Raw genomic sequence first — 16,627 nt, forward strand, 5'->3', positions numbered from 1 at the left:
TCCCGGTAGATCCCGTACGGCCGTCCGGCGGATTTTCGCGCGTCGACAAGACTCCATACGCAATCGTATGGAGTGTACGTATAATGTTGCGCGACAAAGATTCCCCGAGATCTAAAAAAGGAGACAGCATGGACCTGCAGGCCCTGTACCAGGAAAAACTCGTAACTCCCGCCGACGCCATCGCCTGCGTCAGGAATGGCGACACCATCGTCGTTCCCACCGGGGTCGGCGAACCGCCCGCCCTGCTCACCGCTCTCTCCGATGCCCGGCGCAATTACCAGGACGTCACCGTCTCCCAGATCCTGGCCCTGCGCAAGTACGGCTACATCGACCCGGAAACCCGGGACCACGTGCGCCACACCGCCTACTTCTTCGGCGGCGCCACCCGCCCCGGTGGCCAGGCCGGCTGGGTCGATTTCATCCCCAACTATTTCGCCGAGCTGCCCCAGCTGATCGAGCGCGGCCTGTCGCCCGCCGACGTGGTCTTCACCATGGCCTCGCCCATGGACGAGCACGGCTACTTCGCCCTCTCCCTGGCCGCCGACTACACCATGGCCGCCGTGAAGAAGGCCCGGGCCATCGTCCTCGAAGTGAACCCCAACGTGCCCTTCGCCTACGGCGACTGTTACGTGCACATCTCCAAGGTCACCGCCCTGGTGGAAAGCAGCGACCCGGTGCTGGAAGTGGGCCTGCCCACCATCGGCCCGGTGCAGGAAGCCATCGGCAAATACGTGGCCGACCTGATCGAGGACGGCTCCACCCTGCAGATCGGCTACGGCGGCATTCCCGACGCCGTGGTGATGCAGCTCCAGCACAAGCACGACCTGGGCATCCACACCGAGATGATTGGCGACGGCATCCTTTCCCTGATCGACTCCGGCGCCGTCACCAACAAGAAGAAGACCTTCATGCCCGGCAAGTCCGTGGCCACCTTCGCCCTGGGATCGAACAAGCTGTACAAGTTCATGCACCGCAATCCGGCCCTGGAAATGCATCCGGTGGAATTCACCAACGATCCCTACATCGCCGCCCGCAACGACAAGCTGATCGCCATCAACGCCACCATGCAGGTGGACCTGCTGGGCCAGTGCGGCTCCGAGAGCCTGGGCTTCTCCCCCTACTCCGGCACCGGCGGCCAGGCCGACTTCGTGCGCGCCGCCAACCGCTCCAAGGACGGCAAGGCCTTCATCGTGGTGCCCTCCACCGCCAAGGACGACACCATCTCCCGCATCGTCCCCACCCTGACCCCGGGCACCCACGTCACCACCAGCAAGAACGACATCAACTACGTGGTCACCGAGTACGGCGTCGCCCAACTGCGCGGCAAGAGCGCCAAGCAGCGGGTGGAAGCCCTGATCGGCATCGCCCACCCCAACTTCCGCAATGAACTGCGGGAAGCGGCGAAGAAGATGAATCTGCTCTAAAACGAAAGCCCCGGCAGCGCAGGCTGGCGGGGCTCGCTGGAGCGACAGGGCGCGGTCACCACCGCGCCCTTTTTCATGGCCCCGGCCGGGGCGCCTGCCAGATGTTGCGGCAGCCCGTCTCCTTGACCCAGAAGCTGGCGACGAAGCCGATACAGGCGGCGGCCGCCATGCAGGCCATACCGACGCGGAAGGTGTCCGGCCCATAGACGCGCACGCCGTTGGCCAGGGTGCCGTCCCACACCTGGTCCATGGCCCAGCCGGCCAGGGGCTGCAGCAGGGCGCCGGCGAGGAAGCCGCCCATGTTGGTGACGCTGGTGGACATGCCGGACAGCATGGGCGGATTGACCTCCTTGGCGCAGGCCCAGGTGAGGGCGAAGCTGGCCGTGGTCAGGCCCATGAGGCCGAACAGGCAGTAGGTGGCCGCCAGGGGCAGGCGGATGTTGGTCAGCCAGAACAGCCACAGCAGGCAGTAGAGGAAGGCCCCGGCGATGACCACAGGTTTGCGCTTGCCGAGCCGGTCCGAGAGGGTGCCGATGAAAAAGCAGCCCAGGGCGAAGCCGGCGAAATAGAGGGAAAGATGGGAGGAGGCCTGGGCCCGGGTCAGCTCATGCACCCGCATCAGGTAGGGCGTGGCCCACAGACCGGCGAAGGAGAAAAAGCTGCCGGCCAGGCCGAAATTGACCAACACCGCCGGCCAGGTGGAGCGGTTCTTCAGCACCGAAGCCAGACCGCCGAAGATCACCGTGCGGTCGAAGCGGGGCCGCTCGCCGCCGCCGTCCTTGACGAAGAACCAGCAGGCCACGCCCAGGAGGGCCGAGAGGGCGCCGGCACCGACGAAGATGCCGCGCCAGGAAATGCTCTGGGCCAGCAGGGAAAGGGGCGCGCCGGCCAGCACCGAGCCCAGGTTGCCCACCAGCATGGAAGCCCCCACCAGGGTGGCGAAGCGCCGCTCGTCGAAGTTGACGGCGATGATCTTGAGCATGGCAATGAAGGTCACCGACACCCCCAGACCCACCAGGGTGCGCCCCACCAGGGCCTCGTTGAGGGTGTCGGCGAGGCCGAAGAGGACGCTGCCCGCCGCCGCCACCAGGCCGCCGAGGAAGAGGATGCGCCGCGGCCCCAGGGTATCCACCAGAATGCCGGTGGGCACCTGCATGATGGTGTAGACGTAGAAATAGGTGGCCGCCAGGGCGCCGAGGGACGCCGCCGTGGTCTGGAAGGCCAGGGTCAGGTCGTGGGCGATGCCCGCCGGGGCGAAGCGGTGGAAGAAGGACAGCATGTAGGCGGCGATGACCACCGCCAGGGTCACGGCACGGGCCGTGCGGGCGGAAGAACCGCCGCTTTGATGTGGGGGCATTTATGCCTCTCCTCTTGTCTCCTTTGGGGGAACGGCATCGTAGCATACGCAACCGTATGTCACGCCATTGGGGAATGCCCGCGGTCGGTCCGGGACCCAGAAAGGGCGGCCCCTGCCGTGCTATCCTTGGCCCCCTGAGCGCCCTGCCGCACCCAATCCCATTGCCGCCGCCATGACCACCTACGCCCTGCCCGATTTCGAAGCCAAGATCTGCCCCCCCGAGCAACTGGCCGAGCGCGCCGCCCGCCTGGCCCGCCCCCTGGTATTCACCAACGGCTGTTTCGACATCCTGCACCGGGGCCACGTCACCTATCTGGCCCAGGCCCGGGCCCTGGGCGCCGCCATGGTGGTGGCCCTCAACACCGACGCCTCGGTCAAGCGCCTGGGCAAGGGCGACGACCGGCCGGTAAACCGGCTGGAAGACCGGCTGGCGGTGATGGCCGCCCTCGGCTGCGTGGACCTGGTCACCTGGTTCGACGAGGACACGCCCCTGCAGCGCGTCCTCGAGGCCCGCCCCGAAGTCCTGGTGAAGGGCGGCGACTGGGCGCCGGAACGCATCGTCGGTGCCAGCGAGGTCCTGGGCTGGGGCGGCAGCGTCCACTCCATCCCCTTCCTCCACGAAAAATCCACCACCGCCCTGCTGACCAAGATCCGCGCCCTCTAAAGGCACGCCATGGCTCACGCCCACCACCACGACTGCGGCCACGGGCACGCCCACAGCAACCACCACGGCGGCAAGGGCCTGCTGTTGGCCACCCTGCTGACCCTGGGCTTTGCTGGGGTGGAGGCCGTGGCCGGCGCCTGGAGCGGTTCCCTGGCCCTCATCGGCGATGCGGGCCACATGGTGAACGACGGCGTTGCCCTGGCCCTGGCCGCCGCCGCCGCCTGGGTTGCCCGGCGCCCGCCCAGCCATCGCCACACCTACGGCTGGGGCCGGGCCGAAGTGCTGGCCGCCCTGCTCAACGGCCTGGCCATGCTGGCCCTGGTGGTGGCGATCCTGGTGGAGGCGGTGCAACGCTTCCAGGACCCCGCCCCGGTGGCCGGCCCGGCGGTGATGGCGGTGGCCGTGGTGGGGCTGCTGATGAACGCCCTGGTGGCCTGGATGCTCAGCCGCGGTGAAAGCTCCCTCAACACCCGGGCCGCCCTGCTGCACGTGCTGGGCGACATGCTCGGCTCCGTGGCCGCCATCGCCTCCGGCGCCATCGTCTATTTCACCGGCTGGAAACAGGCCGACCCCCTGCTGGCCGCCGGCATCGCCCTGCTCATCTCCGTCTCCAGCCTGCGCCTGCTGCGGGAGGCACTGCACGCCCTGATGGAAGGCACGCCGCCCCACATCTCCGCGGCCGAGGTCGGCGCCGCCATGGAACAGGTGGAGGGCGTGCTCGGGGTCTACGACCTGCATGTGTGGACGGTGGGCGACGGCGAGGTGATGCTCTCGGCCCATCTGCAGGTGGCCGACCTGGCCGCCTGGCCCCAGACCCTGGCCGGGCTGCGCCAGGTGCTGCAGCAGCGCTGGCACATCCGCCACGTCACCCTGCAGCCCGAGACGGACCCCATCGAACCGCTGCACCGCCTGGCCTGAAAACCGCTCGCAGCAAAGCGAAAGGCCCCGCTGGCGGGGCCTTTTTCACGCCGGGAAAGCCGGATGCTCTCCCGGGATAGCGTTCCTACTTGGCCTTGCTGGCGGAAAAGTTCCTGGTCGCGCTGCCCCGGCCCAGTTCCGTCTGCCCGTCGGCGGCCAGAGCCCGCACCGTGATGCTGTAATCGTGGCCGAAGGTGCCGAAGTTGTTGGGACAGGGGCCCAGATAACGCCCCAGGGCGCCCTCGGGCAGGCTGGCAGTGGTGCCGCCGGCATGGGGCACCGTGCCACCGCCATGGTCCTTGTTCTGGAAATCCAGGTCGTTCATCACCACCGCCAGGGAGGCAGTCCCTTCGGGAATGCCGGAAATCTCCAGGGCAGGGGAGGTGTTGTCGCAGCGGTGCTTTTTCAGCCACTCCCAGTTCACACTGAGGGACGACTGGGCCAGGGCCAGGGGGCTGACGAGCAAGGCGGAGACGGCGAGAAGGGTGCGCAGGGACGGCATGCAAGGCTCCAAAGAGGAAAGAAGAAACAGCGGCGCCAGTTTATGACGCCGGCAGTTTCGGCGACGTGACAAAAGCCTCAGCCGATACAACTCCCCACATCCACCGAATCGATCTGCTCCGGACGCAGGTAGCGTTCGCCGTATTCCCGGTACACGCCCGAGGTGAGGAACAGGTCGAACAGTTCCGGATCGATGTGCCCTTCCCGCTTCATGGCCACCATGATGCGGACGGCTTCGGAGAGGGTCTTGCCCTTCTTGTAGGGCCGGTCCACGGCGGTGAGGGCCTCGAAGATGTCGGCGATGGCCATCATGCGGGCCGGCGCGCTCATTTCCTCCCGCCGCAGGCGCCTCGGGTAGCCGCTGCCGTCCATTTTCTCGTGGTGGCCGCCGGCCAACTCCGGCACGTTCTGCAGATGCCGCGGGAACGGCAGGGCGGTGAGCATGATGATGGTCTGCACGATGTGGTCGTTGATGATGTAGCGGTCCTCCTCGGACAGGGTGCCCCGGGCCACGGCCAGGTTGTGCAGTTCGCCCCGGTTGAACTTCCAGGCCGGCACCTGCAGCTTGAAGCCCCAGGGATTGTCAGCCGGCATCAGGTCCCGCGGGCCCCGCTCCAGGAGATGCTCCGGCTTGTCCGCCAGCAGGGGCTCGGTAGCCGGCAGGGGCACCGGCGGCAGCTGGGCCTTGCGCCGCCCCTCTTCCCAGGACAGACCCAGACGGTCGTCCAGGGTGCGCCGCCAGGTGCGGCCGGCGATGCGCTGCAGGCGCTCCAGCTTCTCCGGCGCCATGAATTCGCCGCCCTGGTTGCAGCTGGCAACGAAGGCGAACTCCTCGTCCAGCACCTGCCACTGGGCTTCCAGGGCCTGGCGCAGGGCCGCCCCGTCGCCGCCGGCGGCCACCTGCCGCCAGAACTCGATCTCCGCGTCCCGCTTGAGCACCTCGAAGCGCATGCGCACCTCGTGGATGCGGTCGTACAGGGTTTCCAGCTTGGTCGCCTTGTCCACCACGTACTCGGGGGTGGTCACCTTGCCGCAGTCGTGCAGCCAGCCGGCGATGTGCAGGGCCTCCCATTCCTCGTCGCTGAGGGAGAAGTCGGCGTAGGGGCCGGCGGTGGCGTCGCAGGCAGCCCGGGCCAGCATCTTGGTCAGCTCCGGCACCCGCTGGCAGTGGTCGCCCGTGTAGGGGCTCTTGGCGTCGATGGCGCCGGCCACCAGCTGGATCAGGCTTTCCAGCAGGGCCTTCTGGGCCTGGATCAGGCGCTGGTTGTCGATGGCCACGGCGGAAGCCCCGGAGAGGGCCTCGATGAAGGAAATGCGCTCCGGCGACGGCGCCTCGGCGCTGCCCGGCAGGAACAGGGCCAGCACCCCCACCACCTCCTGGGCCCGGTTTTTCAGGGGCAGGGCCACCAGCAGCACCGGCAGGCCCACCAGGGGGCTGCCCGGGGCATCGAGGAATTCCATGCCGGGGGGACGCTGGGGCGGCACATCCAGCACCTGGGTGCGGGCCTCCAGGACTGCCAGCAGCAGGGGATGGGTCTCCCGGGCCGTCGGCAGGAAGACCAGACCCGGCAGCCCCGCCACCTCGCCGCTGGCCGGCGCCCCTTGTTCTTCCGCGGCGGTCCCCACCTCCCAGCGCAGGGCCGCCGGCAGCAGGCCGCGGCCGTTCTCCGCCATCAGGTAGACGATGCCGCCGCTGGCCTCGGCGCTGGCCAGGGTCTCCTGCAGCACCCGTTCCAGCAGCCGGTCGAAATTGCGCTCGGCGGTAAGGGTGGCGCTGATGTCGAGGAATTTGCGGATGGTGCCCTTCATCTGGTTCATGGAGCGGGACAGCTCGTCGATCTCCCAGATGGGGGAGCCCTTGGCCGGGGTGCCGTCGAAGCGGAAGCGGCGGATTTCCGCCGACTCCCGGATCAGATCCTTCAGCTCGCCGGAGATGCGCCGGGCCAGCCACCAGGTGCCGGGAATGGCCAGGGCGATGAGGGCCAGGGTGACCCACAGGGTCCAGGTGCGGATGCGCACCGCCTCGGCCAGCAATTCGTTTTCCGGCGCCGCCACCAGCAGGTAGTTGGGCTCGTCCCCGGCCTCGGGGACCGCCACCGCCCGCCCGTGCCAGACCTGGCCGGCAGCCTCGATCACCCGGGAATTCCCGGCGCCAGCCGCGGCCAGGGCCCCCAGCACCGGCACTCCCAGCTGGTCCAGGGTCGGCAGCTGGCCGCCGGCCCGGGCATTGGCCCGGTGCAGCCGTTCCCGGTCCCGCTCCGCCAGAACCCGGCCCCGGGCATCCACCAGGGCCAGCTGGGAGCCGGGGGTGATGCCGGCACCGGCGAGGGAGGTGGAAATCTCTTCCAGGGTCAGGTCCGCCGCCACCACGGCGCCGCTGCCGGCGAGGCGGGCGAAGGTCTTGCCCACCTCCCGGGTGGTGAAGAAGACATAGGGCTCGGTGCGCACCAGGGCGGTGGCGGTCTGGGCCCGGATGAACCAGGGACGGCCCCGGGGATCGAAATCGTAGGCGGCCGGATGGCGCCGCTCCAGTTCCTGCAGCCACTCGTCGAAAAAGATGAAGGTGGGGCGCGCCGACCTGCCCTGGCGCTCCATGCTCTGCACCAGGAAACGGGCCCCGGCCGGCGCCTGCACCGCCAGGGCCACGGCCCGGCTGGCCAGGGAACGGATGAGGAAAAAGTCCCCGTTGCCGTAGCCCACATAGACGGCGGAGAGATGGGCGTTCTTTTCCAGGGCCTCCCGCAGCATGGGCAGGGCCTGCAGCCGGGAATCCAGGCTGGGAGCCGCGGCCAGGGGATGGTGCACCAGCAGTTCGACCAGGGTTTCCAGGGGGCCGTAGAGGCGCTGCAGGTCGTCCCCGGTCTGGCGGGCGGTGCGCTCGAAGACGTCGCTGGCGGCGGTCAGGACGATGCGGCGTGACTGGTGGAAATTGAACCAGCCGATCACGGAGCAGGCAACGAAAATGAGCAGGGTGAACAGGTAGGCGATGTGGATGTGCAGGGGATAGAGGCGGCCCCGCTGGCCCCTGGGAAAGACTGCTGCCTGAAGTGCCATGACCATTCTCCGCTGAGGCCCGTCGGGGCCGCGACATGGTCACAGGCTAACACCGGGACGCCGGGGGGGAACGCCACATCCGTCACGAAGTGGCCGGAGACGGGGGCGCCGGCGTTGATTTAGGTCAAGCCTGGCGATCGATTCTGGCGGCAGACTGGCGCTTTTCCCGATCCCGGAGTATTTCCACCATGCAAGGATTCCGCATTGCCGTCGTCGGCGCCGGCGAAACCGGCACCCCCCTGCTCAAGCAGCTGCTGACCGCCCCCTTCGTCACCGTCCTCGGCGTCGCCGACCTGGACCTGTCCATGCCCGGCATCGCCCTGGCCAAGGAGCACGGCGTCAAGGTCACCAACAACTTCATGGAGCTGGCCGCCCTGGGCAACGAAGTCGACATCATCATCGACGTCACCGGCGCCCCCAAGGTGCGCGAAGCCCTGCGCAAGCACATGGTGGACAGCGGCAACACCCACACCCTGATCATGCACGAGTCCATCGCCCTGCTGATGATGTCCCTCTCCGCCGGCAAGCTGGTGAGCGGCAAGCACGGCGACCAGGAATACGTCTGAGGCCAGGTCCCGGACCATGAAAAAGCCGCCCGCGGGCGGCTTTTTCTTTGGCCGGAAGGCCGGGGCAAAGGGCTTACAGCACCACCTGGGTGCCCAGCTCCACCACCCGGTTGGAGGGAATCTTGAAGAAGCTGGTGGCGCTGCCGGCGTTGCGGAACAGGGCGATGAACAGCTTCTCACGCCAGAAGGCCATTTCCGAGCCGAGGCGGGGGATCAGGGTCTCCCGGCCGAGGAAGAAGGAGGTCTCCAGCATCTCGAAGGAGAGGCCGTAGTCGGCGCAGAGGGAAAGGGCCTGGGGAATGTCCGGATCGTCCTTGAAGCCGTACTGGACGATGACGCGGAAGAAGTTTTCCTTCAGCTTGTGCACCTCCACCCGATCGATCTCCGGCACGTAGGGCACGTCGAAGATCTGTACCGAGACCATGATCACCCGCTCGTGCAGCACCTTGTTGTGCATCAGGTTGTGCAGCAGGGAATGGGGCACGCCGTTGGGGTCCGCATTGAGGAAGACGGCGGTGCCGGGCACCCGGGTCGGCGGCGAGACGGCGATGCTGTCGATGAAGGGCAGCAGCTGCAGGGCCTCGCCCTTGAGGCGGTCGGCCAGGAGCTGGCGGCCCCGCTTCCAGGTGGTCATGAGGACGAAGACGAAGACGCCGACCACCAGGGGGAACCAGCCGCCGTCGGGAATCTTCAGGATGTTGGCGGTGAGGAAGGTCAGTTCCACCACCAGGAAGCCGGTGAACAGCAGCACCGCCCGGCTCCAGCCCCAGCGCCAGACCTTGGCCGCCACCACGGTGGCGAGCAGGGAGGTGATGACCATGTCGCCGGTGACAGCGATGCCGTAGGCCGCCGCCAGGTTGTTGGAGGACTTGAAGCCCAGCACCAGCACCGCCACAGCGCCGAAGAGGCCCCAGTTCACGCCCGGCAGGTAAATCTGGCCCTGCTCCTTCTCCGAGGTGTGCTGCACTTCCATGCGCGGCACGAAGCCCAGCTGCATGGCCTGGCGGGTCACCGAGAAGGCGCCGGAAATGACCGCCTGACAGGCGATCACCGTGGCCAGGGTGGCCAGGCAGACCAGGGGCATGACCGCCCATTCGGGAGCCAGGTTGAAGAAGGGATTGGTGGCGGCGGCGGGGTCGGCCAGGATCAGGGCGCCCTGGCCGAAATAGTTGAGCATCAGGGCCGGCAGCACGAAGCTGAACCAGGCCAGCTGGATCGGCTTGCGGCCGAAGTGGCCCATGTCGGCGTAGAGGGCCTCGGCCCCGGTCACCGCCAGCACCACGTTGCCCATGGCCACCAGGGCCATGGCCTTGTTGGCCAGGAGGAATTCGAAGCCGTAGACCGGGTTGGCGGCCAGCAGCACGTGGGGGTTGGCCATGATGTTCCACAGGCCCAGCAGGGCCAGGGTGGAGAACCACAGCATCATCACCGGCCCGAACATGACGCCCACCGTGGCGGTGCCCCGGCGCTGGATGAAGAAGAGGCCGAACAGCACCACCAGGGTGATGGGGATGACGAAGGGCTTGAAGGCCGGGGTGACGATCTCCAGGCCCTCCACCGCGGAGAGCACGGAAATGGCCGGGGTCACCATGCCGTCGCCGTAGAACATGGCGGCACCGAGGATGCCGATGATCATGATGATCTGCTGGCGCCGCTTGCGGTCCTGGGCCTCGTGCAGGGCCAGGGCGATGAGGGCCATGATGCCGCCTTCGCCCCGGTTGTCGGCCCGCATGATGAAGACCACGTACTTCAGGGAAACGACGATGATCAGCGCCCAGAAGAACAGGGACAGGCTGCCCAGGACGTTGGTCTCGGTCAGGGGGATAGGATGGTTGCCGGCGAAAACTTCTTTCATGGCGTACAGGGGACTGGTCCCGATGTCGCCATAGACCACGCCGAGGGCGGCCAGGGCCAGAGCTGCCAGCCGCGCCTTGGTGGTCTGAACGGAATCGTGCATGCGAACTCCCGCAGGGGTGTCGAAAGTAATGACAGCGCTGGGTCTTCCCCGCTTTTGCCGCGGTTTGGAAGACGGGCCGGCGCCCCTTGCCCAGGGGCATACCGACATCCGGCCGACCTTCCGCTACAGCATGGAGGCAACCGGGGTGCGCCAGTCTACACCCATTTATTGCGACGCAACATTCCCCTCCGTACGGCCCCGGCAGGGCGGCAAATGACTGCGTCCTGAATGTTGCCGCCGATGGTGGCGGAAAGGCCCCAACTGTCTGGTAAACTCGCGTTTTCTCACGTCCATGCCCCCGGGCCCCCATGAAGTCAGCCCCCAAGTCCGTCCCCCTGCTCGAAATCAAAGGCACCACCCTGGCCATGACGGTGCTGCAGGCCGCCCTCCGCTCGGCGGACCTGCCCTCCCTGGCCGACAGCCTGACCGACCAGTACGGCCCCAGTTCGGATTTCTTCAGTTTCGAGCCCACCGTCATCGACCTGGGCGAACTGCCCGCCGACATCGAGCTGGACTGGGCCGGCCTGCTGCCCCTGCTGCGCCGCTACCAGGTGGCCCCCATCGGCGTGCGCAACGCCTCCCCGGCTCAGGCCGAAGCGGCCCGCAACGTCGGCCTGATCGTGGTCGAAGAGGCGGAAACCCAGGTGCGCCACAGCCCGCGCCGGGCCGAAGCCGAGACTCCGGCCGCCCCCGCCGCCCCGACGGCAGCCGCCGCTGCGCCGGCCCAGGCCGAGCTGGACATCGCCCCCGCCAACGCCCCTGCCAATGAAGCGCCCGCTGCCGCCCCGGCAGCAGAAGCGGCCCCCAGCGGCACCCTGGTGCTGGACAAGCCCCTGCGCAGCGGCCAGCAGGTCTATGCCCGGGGCGGCGACCTGGTGGTGCTGGCCATGGTCAGCCCGGGCGCCGAGGTCATCGCCGACGGCAACATCCACATCTATGCCCCCCTGCGCGGCCGCGCCCTGGCCGGCGCCCGGGGCGACGCCAATGCCCGCATCTTCACCACCTGTTTCGAAGCCGAGCTGACCTCCGTCGCCGGGGTGTACCGCACCTTCGAACCGGGCTCGGAAAAGAGCCTCACCGGCAAGCCCGTACAAATCCGTCTGGAAGGCGAAAAGCTCGTGCTCGAAGCCCTCAAGACCAGCTGAACCCAAAATTTCCGACAACTCTTACTCTTACCAATCCAGAGGTCCCATGAGAATCATCGTCGTCACTTCCGGCAAGGGTGGTGTGGGCAAGACCACCACCAGCGCAGCCTTCGCCTCCGGCCTGGCCCTGCGCGGCTTCAAGACCGCGGTCATCGACTTCGACGTCGGCCTGCGCAACCTGGACCTGATCATGGGCTGCGAACGCCGGGTGGTCTACGACCTGGTGAACGTCATCAACGGCGAAGCCAACCTGACCCAGGCCCTGATCAAGGACAAGCACGCCGAGAACCTCTTCGTGCTGCCCGCCTCCCAGACCCGGGACAAGGACGCCCTGACCGAAGAAGGCGTGGAAAAGGTGCTCAAGGAACTGGAGCACATGGGCTTCGACTACGTGGTCTGCGACTCCCCCGCCGGCATCGAGCGGGGCGCCGTCATGGCCCTCACCTTCGCCGACGAGGCCATCGTCGTCTCCAATCCGGAAGTCTCCTCCGTGCGCGACTCGGACCGCATCCTGGGCATCGTCCAGTCCAAGTCCCGCCGCGCCAAGGAAGGCAACGAGGCGGTCAAGGAACACCTGCTGGTGACCCGCTATTCGCCCAAGCGCGTCGAGGACGGCGAAATGCTCTCCTACAAGGACGTGCACGAACTGCTGCGCATTCCCCTGCTCGGCGTCATTCCCGAATCCGAAGTTGTGCTGCAGGCCTCCAACCAGGGCACGCCCGCCATCCACATGAACGGCAGCGACGTGGCCGACGCCTACCAGGACATGGTGGCCCGTTTCCTCGGCGAGGAAGTGCCCCTGCGCTTCGTGGACTACGAAAAGCCGGGCATCCTGAAGCGCCTGTTCGGAGGCAAGTGACATGTCCCTGCTCGACCTTCTTTTTGGCCAGAAACAAAAGACCGCTTCGGTCGCCAAGGAGCGCCTGCAGCTCATCATCGCCCGGGAACGCAGCGGCGAGCAGAGCTCACCGGATTTCCTGCCCCAATTGCAGCAGGAGCTGATCGCCGTCATCTCCAAGTACGTCAAGGTGAACCAGGACGACATCAAGGTCTCCCTGGAGAAGAAGAACAACTTCGAAGTGCTGGAAGTGAACATCGTCCTGCCGGAAGTGGGCCAGACCCGCTGAGCCGGTCCGCCGCCAAGCAGAAAGCCGGGGCATGCCCCGGCTTTTTCTTTGTCCTGCGTTTGCCCCCTCCCTTGACGGCAGAGCCGGCCCCGCCTCAGAAGAAGCGGGTCAGGCGGACCACCCAGCGCCGGTCTTCCAGGAGGCCGTTTTCCGTGCGGAAATCACCGCCGTATTGCAGGGACAGCTTGCCGACGGGCGAGTTGGCAATCGCCGTGAGCTGGTAGCGCTCCAGCTGGGTGCGGTCGTTCTGGGCCACGCCCGCCACCCGGGTCTCGCCGCCCCAGGTGTAGAAATAGGTGGCGGCCAGGGCAAAGGTGGCATTGATGTCGTAGCGCAGGCCGGTCTGGGCGGTGTACAGCACCTCCTGGTCCTGCTCCCGGCGCAGGGGGCCGAATTCCTTGTTGGTGCCGGAGCGCACGCCGTCCACCGCGCCCATCCAGTGCAGATTGCGCAGCACGGCGGTCTGCAGGCCGACCTGCAGGGCCGTGCTGACCCGGTTGCTGCCCATGTTGAGGACGCGCCCGGCCTGGTAATCCCCAGTGGGCAGGGTCAGGTAGCCGCCCACGGCGAAATAGGTCTGGCTGGCATGGTTGGCATAGGGCCACACTGCCAGCAGCATGGTGGTGTCGCCGAAGCCCGAAGCCCCCGGCAGGCTGGCCAGGGTGCCGCCCGGATGCAGGCTGCCGACGGACTGCTGCAGATAGGAGAAGGCGGGCATGCCGCCCAGGTCGAAGGTGGCGCCCAGGCGCAGCTGGGTCTGGGACAGGGTCACCTTGGGCTCGCCGGGCATCTTGCGGCCGCGGACGTACATGTCGCCCCGGTCGCTGTCCTGGTAGGCCAGCTGGATCATCCTGGTGCCGGAGGGCGGCACCTGCAGGTCCCCCGGCTGGAGGTCGATGGCCCAGGCGGCGGCGCTGGGCAGCAGCAGGGCGAGGTAGGTGAGTTTGCGCATGGCGCGCAAGTGTGGCGAAAGGCCCCCGGATAGGCAAGCTAGGGCCTTCCCCAGGGCAGGACTAGCCCGAAGCCGGCAGCCGCGCTCAGCCCCCGCGCCAGTCCGCCAGGGCGGCCGCCGCTTGGGCCACGGCGCCGTCCCAGTCGCCCCAGGCCGGCTGGCGGAAGAGGCGCAGGCTGGCGTACCAGGGAGTCGCCGCCCCCTGCCGGCCCCAGCGCCATTCACCGCCGTGCTGCAGCAGCAGCCAGCAGGGGCGGCCGATGGCGCCGGCCAGATGGGCCACCGCCGTGTCCACGCTGATGACCAGATCCAGCTGCTGCACCAGGACGGCGGTGTCGGCCCAGTCCTCCAGCCATTCATCCACCCGCTGCAGCTGGGGCAGGGCGGCCAGGGTTTCCTGGTCGGCGGCGGGGATCATCTGCTGCAGGCAATAGAAGCGGCGCCCCGGCCCCAGCAGGGGCTGCAATTGCGCCAGGGCAAGGTTGCGGCCGGCATCGCCGTCGGCCTTGGCCGACCACACCAGGCCGATGCGCATGCCCTGGAAGGCAGGCAGGACGGGCATCCTGGCGGCACGCTCCGGGGATGCCCGCAAATAGGGCGTCCCAGGCCCTTCTTCGGGACGGCACAGGCCCAGGGCCAGGGGCAGGCTGAGCAGGGGACAGTGCAGGTCGTGGGGCGGCAGCTCGGCCGGCGCCGGCAGCACCTCGATTCCCGGCCCCAGGCTGGCAGCCAGTGCGGCCAGGGACGGCGGCAGCAGCAACAGCACCCGAGCGCCGAGGGCCGCCACCCGGGGCACGTAGCGCAGGAACTGGAGGGTGTCGCCCAGGCCCTGCTCGGCCCACAGCAGCACGGTCCGCCCCTCGGGGGAATGGCGGCCCAGCCACAGGGGAGCATTGCTGGGCAGCCAGGCGTCGGCCATCTGCCGGGTTTCCCAGCGCCATTCGTAACGCTGCCAGCCTTCGCGCCAGCGCCCCAGGGCGAAGCAGCAGTGGGCCTGCTCCACCAGGGCCTCCGGGTGGTCGAGATGGAAGCACAGCAACTGCTCGTAGCTGGCGAAGGCGGCCTCCCAGCGGCCCAGGGCCTGCAGCACCCGGCCCCGCTGCAGGCGCACCTGGAGATTGCCCGGTTCCCGCTCCAGGGCCCGGTCCAGGGCCGCCAGGGCTTCCTCGTGCCGATACAGGGCGACCAGGGCCGCACCCCGGCGGGCCTCCAGACCCCAGCAGCGGGGATCGAGCCGGCGGGCCTGGTCGAAGTCGGCCAGGGCGGCAGCCGCCCGGCCGGCGCCGAGGCGGATGTTGCCCCGCAGCACATGGAAATCCACGTTGTCCCGGTCGATCTCCAGCAGGGTGCCATAGTGCTCCTCCGCCTCCTGTTGCAGCTGGCGACACTGGGCCGCCGCCTCGCCGTCGTCCGGGGCGTCGCGCAGGTAGCGGCCGTAGGCGGCGATGGCTTCCTCGTAGCAGCCCAGCTCGGCCATCAGGCGGGCACAGTTGAGGTGCAGGGGGTAGAGCCGGGGATTGACCGCCAGGGCCTGCTGCAGGCAGCCCAGGGCGGCCTCGGTGCGGCCTTCCTGGCGCAGGCTGGCGCTGCGCCCCACCAGGGCGATGATCTGTTCCAGTCCGTCGATGTGCGACATGCGTTGCCGGCTCCCCGTGCTTGCCATGACCGGCGCCGCCGGCTGCGCCGGGACGCCACCGGGGCATTCTTGGCCCGGGGGATGTAAATACGGGTTAAGCCCCGGGCAAATCCGGGTTAAGACAACGGCCAGCCCCGTGCGGAATCCCAGAACGACCGCCCCCGGGCGTGCGATTTTCCGGAAAGCTCGGGGAGGCGCAGCACCCCAATGCCAGGCCAAATCTCTGCAAAAACAATCGCCTGCAAACTTTTCCGGCAGATGGCACGGTCCCTGCAAACAGGAGTCTCACAACCCGGCACTGCCGCCGGGGACATCCACCCTGTGAGGAGACTTCCATGCAACAACGCAAAGTTCTGGCTGCGGCCGTCACCGCCCTCTGTGCTTCCGCCCTGCTGGCCGCCGCGCCGGCCCGGGCGGAGGACGTGGTGCGCCTGGGCAACCTGAAGTTCGCCCACTACGGCGCCGTGTCCTACATGAAGGAGCTGTGCGCCAAGTACGACCTGAAGGTAGAGGAACGCATGTTCCCCAAGGGCCCGGACATCATGCCGGCCATCGTCGCCGGTGAGGTGGACATCGCCGCCCTGGCCTCCGACGGCGCCATCTCCGGCCGCGCCAACGGCGTGCCCATCTATACCGTGGCCGGCTTCGCCAAGGGCGGCGCCCGCCTGGTGGCCGGCGCCGATACCGGCATCAGGGACATCCAGGGCCTCAAGGGCAAGAAGGTGGGCGTCACCCGGGGCGGCGCCCACGAGCTGCTGCTCTACGCCGAGCTGGAAAAGGCCGGCCTGACCTGGTCCGACAAGCCGGGCAAGGACGTGCAGATCGTCTTCCTCGCCTTCGCCGACCTCAACCAGGCCCTGGCCGCCAAGCAGATCGACGCCATGTGCCAGTCCGAGCCCCAGTCCTCCCAGGCCCTCAACAAGAAGTTCGGGGTGGAGATCATGAAGCCCTACAACACCGCCATGGGCGAGCCGGTGCGCCTCCTGGTGATGACCGAGAAGCTCTACAACGAGAAGAAGGACGTGGCCCAGCGGGTCATGAAGTGCTTCGTCGAAGCCACCGCCCTGTTCAACAAGGACATGGCCCTGGCCGAGAAGTACGTGCGCGAGCAGATGTTCAAGGGCCAGATCAGTTCCCAGGACTTCAAGGACGCCATGGACAACGCCGACTACACCTACGACGTTTCCCCCGAGCACATCGACATCACCACCTCCTTCATGCAGAAATACGGCGTCGGCCGCATGGCCAAGCCGCCCAAGGCCGCCGAGTGGGTCAAGCTGGACCTGCTGCAGAAGGCCAAGACCGAACTGAAGGTGAAGTAAGGCC

The 16,627-nt window shown here is 67.9% G+C and carries 14 protein-coding genes; 8 read left to right on the forward strand and 6 right to left on the reverse strand.

The features are described 5' to 3' along the window. Positions 1-128: 128 nt before the first annotated feature. Complete coding sequence (locus AC3QLZ_RS06230) at positions 129-1,424, forward strand: acetyl-CoA hydrolase/transferase family protein (RefSeq protein WP_492783516.1); 1,296 nt, start codon at positions 129-131, stop codon at positions 1,422-1,424. Positions 1,425-1,497: 73 nt separating this feature from the next. On the opposite strand, the gene AC3QLZ_RS06235 is transcribed toward AC3QLZ_RS06230, so the two are convergent. Then, entirely contained in the window at positions 1,498-2,781 is a 1,284-nt protein-coding gene (locus AC3QLZ_RS06235) for an MFS transporter (protein WP_492783517.1), read from the reverse strand. 172 nt (positions 2,782-2,953) lie between these two features. Between AC3QLZ_RS06235 and rfaE2 the strand changes: the two genes are divergently transcribed. Both rfaE2 and AC3QLZ_RS06245 read left to right on the forward strand, forming a co-directional pair. Beyond that, on the forward strand, positions 2,954-3,445 hold the full coding sequence (gene rfaE2 / locus AC3QLZ_RS06240; protein WP_492783518.1) for a D-glycero-beta-D-manno-heptose 1-phosphate adenylyltransferase: 492 nt from the start codon (positions 2,954-2,956) through the stop codon (positions 3,443-3,445). A gap of 9 nt (positions 3,446-3,454) precedes the next feature. After that, positions 3,455-4,363: a cation diffusion facilitator family transporter gene (locus AC3QLZ_RS06245; protein WP_492783519.1), complete on the forward strand. Its 909-nt coding sequence runs from the start codon at positions 3,455-3,457 to the stop codon at positions 4,361-4,363. A gap of 85 nt (positions 4,364-4,448) precedes the next feature. On the opposite strand, the gene AC3QLZ_RS06250 is transcribed toward AC3QLZ_RS06245, so the two are convergent. After that, a complete protein-coding gene (locus AC3QLZ_RS06250) occupies positions 4,449-4,865 on the reverse strand; it encodes a hypothetical protein (protein ID WP_492783520.1) in 417 nt (138 codons plus the stop codon). Positions 4,866-4,942: 77 nt separating this feature from the next. Continuing rightward, a complete protein-coding gene (locus AC3QLZ_RS06255) occupies positions 4,943-7,918 on the reverse strand; it encodes an HD domain-containing phosphohydrolase (protein WP_492783521.1) in 2,976 nt (991 codons plus the stop codon). Between the two features lie 188 nt (positions 7,919-8,106). On the opposite strand from AC3QLZ_RS06255, the gene AC3QLZ_RS06260 reads away from it, so the two are divergent. Then, entirely contained in the window at positions 8,107-8,484 is a 378-nt protein-coding gene (locus AC3QLZ_RS06260; protein WP_014238464.1) for an oxidoreductase, read from the forward strand. Positions 8,485-8,557: 73 nt separating this feature from the next. Here the strand turns inward: AC3QLZ_RS06260 and AC3QLZ_RS06265 are convergent, their stop codons facing one another. Further along, positions 8,558-10,441 carry a potassium transporter Kup gene (locus tag AC3QLZ_RS06265; RefSeq protein ID WP_014238465.1) on the reverse strand — a complete coding sequence of 628 codons (1,884 nt, stop codon included), beginning with the start codon at positions 10,439-10,441 and terminating at the stop codon, positions 8,558-8,560. A gap of 308 nt (positions 10,442-10,749) precedes the next feature. Here AC3QLZ_RS06265 and minC point away from each other — a divergent pair, with 308 nt between their 5' ends. Genes minC through minE form a run of 3 tightly spaced genes read left to right on the forward strand, consistent with a single transcriptional unit; the run spans position 10,750 to position 12,713 of the window. Further along, a complete protein-coding gene (gene minC, locus AC3QLZ_RS06270; RefSeq protein ID WP_014238466.1) occupies positions 10,750-11,586 on the forward strand; it encodes a septum site-determining protein MinC in 837 nt (278 codons plus the stop codon). Between the two features lie 46 nt (positions 11,587-11,632). Then, positions 11,633-12,445 carry a septum site-determining protein MinD gene (minD, locus tag AC3QLZ_RS06275; protein WP_014238467.1) on the forward strand — a complete coding sequence of 271 codons (813 nt, stop codon included), beginning with the start codon at positions 11,633-11,635 and terminating at the stop codon, positions 12,443-12,445. Position 12,446: 1 nt separating this feature from the next. Further along, on the forward strand, positions 12,447-12,713 hold the full coding sequence (gene minE / locus AC3QLZ_RS06280) for a cell division topological specificity factor MinE (protein ID WP_152089675.1): 267 nt from the start codon (positions 12,447-12,449) through the stop codon (positions 12,711-12,713). A 94-nt stretch (positions 12,714-12,807) separates the two neighbouring features. Here the strand turns inward: minE and AC3QLZ_RS06285 are convergent, their stop codons facing one another. Together AC3QLZ_RS06285 and AC3QLZ_RS06290 are read right to left on the reverse strand one after the other, a co-directional pair. Further along, on the reverse strand, positions 12,808-13,665 hold the full coding sequence (locus AC3QLZ_RS06285; RefSeq protein ID WP_492783522.1) for a transporter: 858 nt from the start codon (positions 13,663-13,665) through the stop codon (positions 12,808-12,810). Positions 13,666-13,750: 85 nt separating this feature from the next. After that, entirely contained in the window at positions 13,751-15,301 is a 1,551-nt protein-coding gene (locus AC3QLZ_RS06290; protein ID WP_492783523.1) for a tetratricopeptide repeat protein, read from the reverse strand. 335 nt (positions 15,302-15,636) lie between these two features. Between AC3QLZ_RS06290 and AC3QLZ_RS06295 the strand changes: the two genes are divergently transcribed. Then, entirely contained in the window at positions 15,637-16,623 is a 987-nt protein-coding gene (locus tag AC3QLZ_RS06295; protein WP_492783524.1) for an ABC transporter substrate-binding protein, read from the forward strand. Positions 16,624-16,627: the final 4 nt, after the last annotated feature.

Source organism: Azospira sp. MPR-LB4 (genome assembly GCF_058809525.1).

Bases quoted from the DNA above. Each gene is read 5' to 3' on its own strand.
- AC3QLZ_RS06230 (WP_492783516.1), top strand. From the start codon at position 129: ATGGACCTGCAGGCCCTGTACCAGGAAAAACTCGTAACTCCCGCCGAC.
- AC3QLZ_RS06235 (WP_492783517.1), bottom strand. From the start codon at position 2,781: ATGCCCCCACATCAAAGCGGCGGTTCTTCCGCCCGCACGGCCCGTGCC.
- rfaE2 (WP_492783518.1), top strand. From the start codon at position 2,954: ATGACCACCTACGCCCTGCCCGATTTCGAAGCCAAGATCTGCCCCCCC.
- AC3QLZ_RS06245 (WP_492783519.1), top strand. From the start codon at position 3,455: ATGGCTCACGCCCACCACCACGACTGCGGCCACGGGCACGCCCACAGC.
- AC3QLZ_RS06250 (WP_492783520.1), bottom strand. From the start codon at position 4,865: ATGCCGTCCCTGCGCACCCTTCTCGCCGTCTCCGCCTTGCTCGTCAGC.
- AC3QLZ_RS06255 (WP_492783521.1), bottom strand. From the start codon at position 7,918: ATGGCACTTCAGGCAGCAGTCTTTCCCAGGGGCCAGCGGGGCCGCCTC.
- AC3QLZ_RS06260 (WP_014238464.1), top strand. From the start codon at position 8,107: ATGCAAGGATTCCGCATTGCCGTCGTCGGCGCCGGCGAAACCGGCACC.
- AC3QLZ_RS06265 (WP_014238465.1), bottom strand. From the start codon at position 10,441: ATGCACGATTCCGTTCAGACCACCAAGGCGCGGCTGGCAGCTCTGGCC.
- minC (WP_014238466.1), top strand. From the start codon at position 10,750: ATGAAGTCAGCCCCCAAGTCCGTCCCCCTGCTCGAAATCAAAGGCACC.
- minD (WP_014238467.1), top strand. From the start codon at position 11,633: ATGAGAATCATCGTCGTCACTTCCGGCAAGGGTGGTGTGGGCAAGACC.
- minE (WP_152089675.1), top strand. From the start codon at position 12,447: ATGTCCCTGCTCGACCTTCTTTTTGGCCAGAAACAAAAGACCGCTTCG.
- AC3QLZ_RS06285 (WP_492783522.1), bottom strand. From the start codon at position 13,665: ATGCGCAAACTCACCTACCTCGCCCTGCTGCTGCCCAGCGCCGCCGCC.
- AC3QLZ_RS06290 (WP_492783523.1), bottom strand. From the start codon at position 15,301: ATGTCGCACATCGACGGACTGGAACAGATCATCGCCCTGGTGGGGCGC.
- AC3QLZ_RS06295 (WP_492783524.1), top strand. From the start codon at position 15,637: ATGCAACAACGCAAAGTTCTGGCTGCGGCCGTCACCGCCCTCTGTGCT.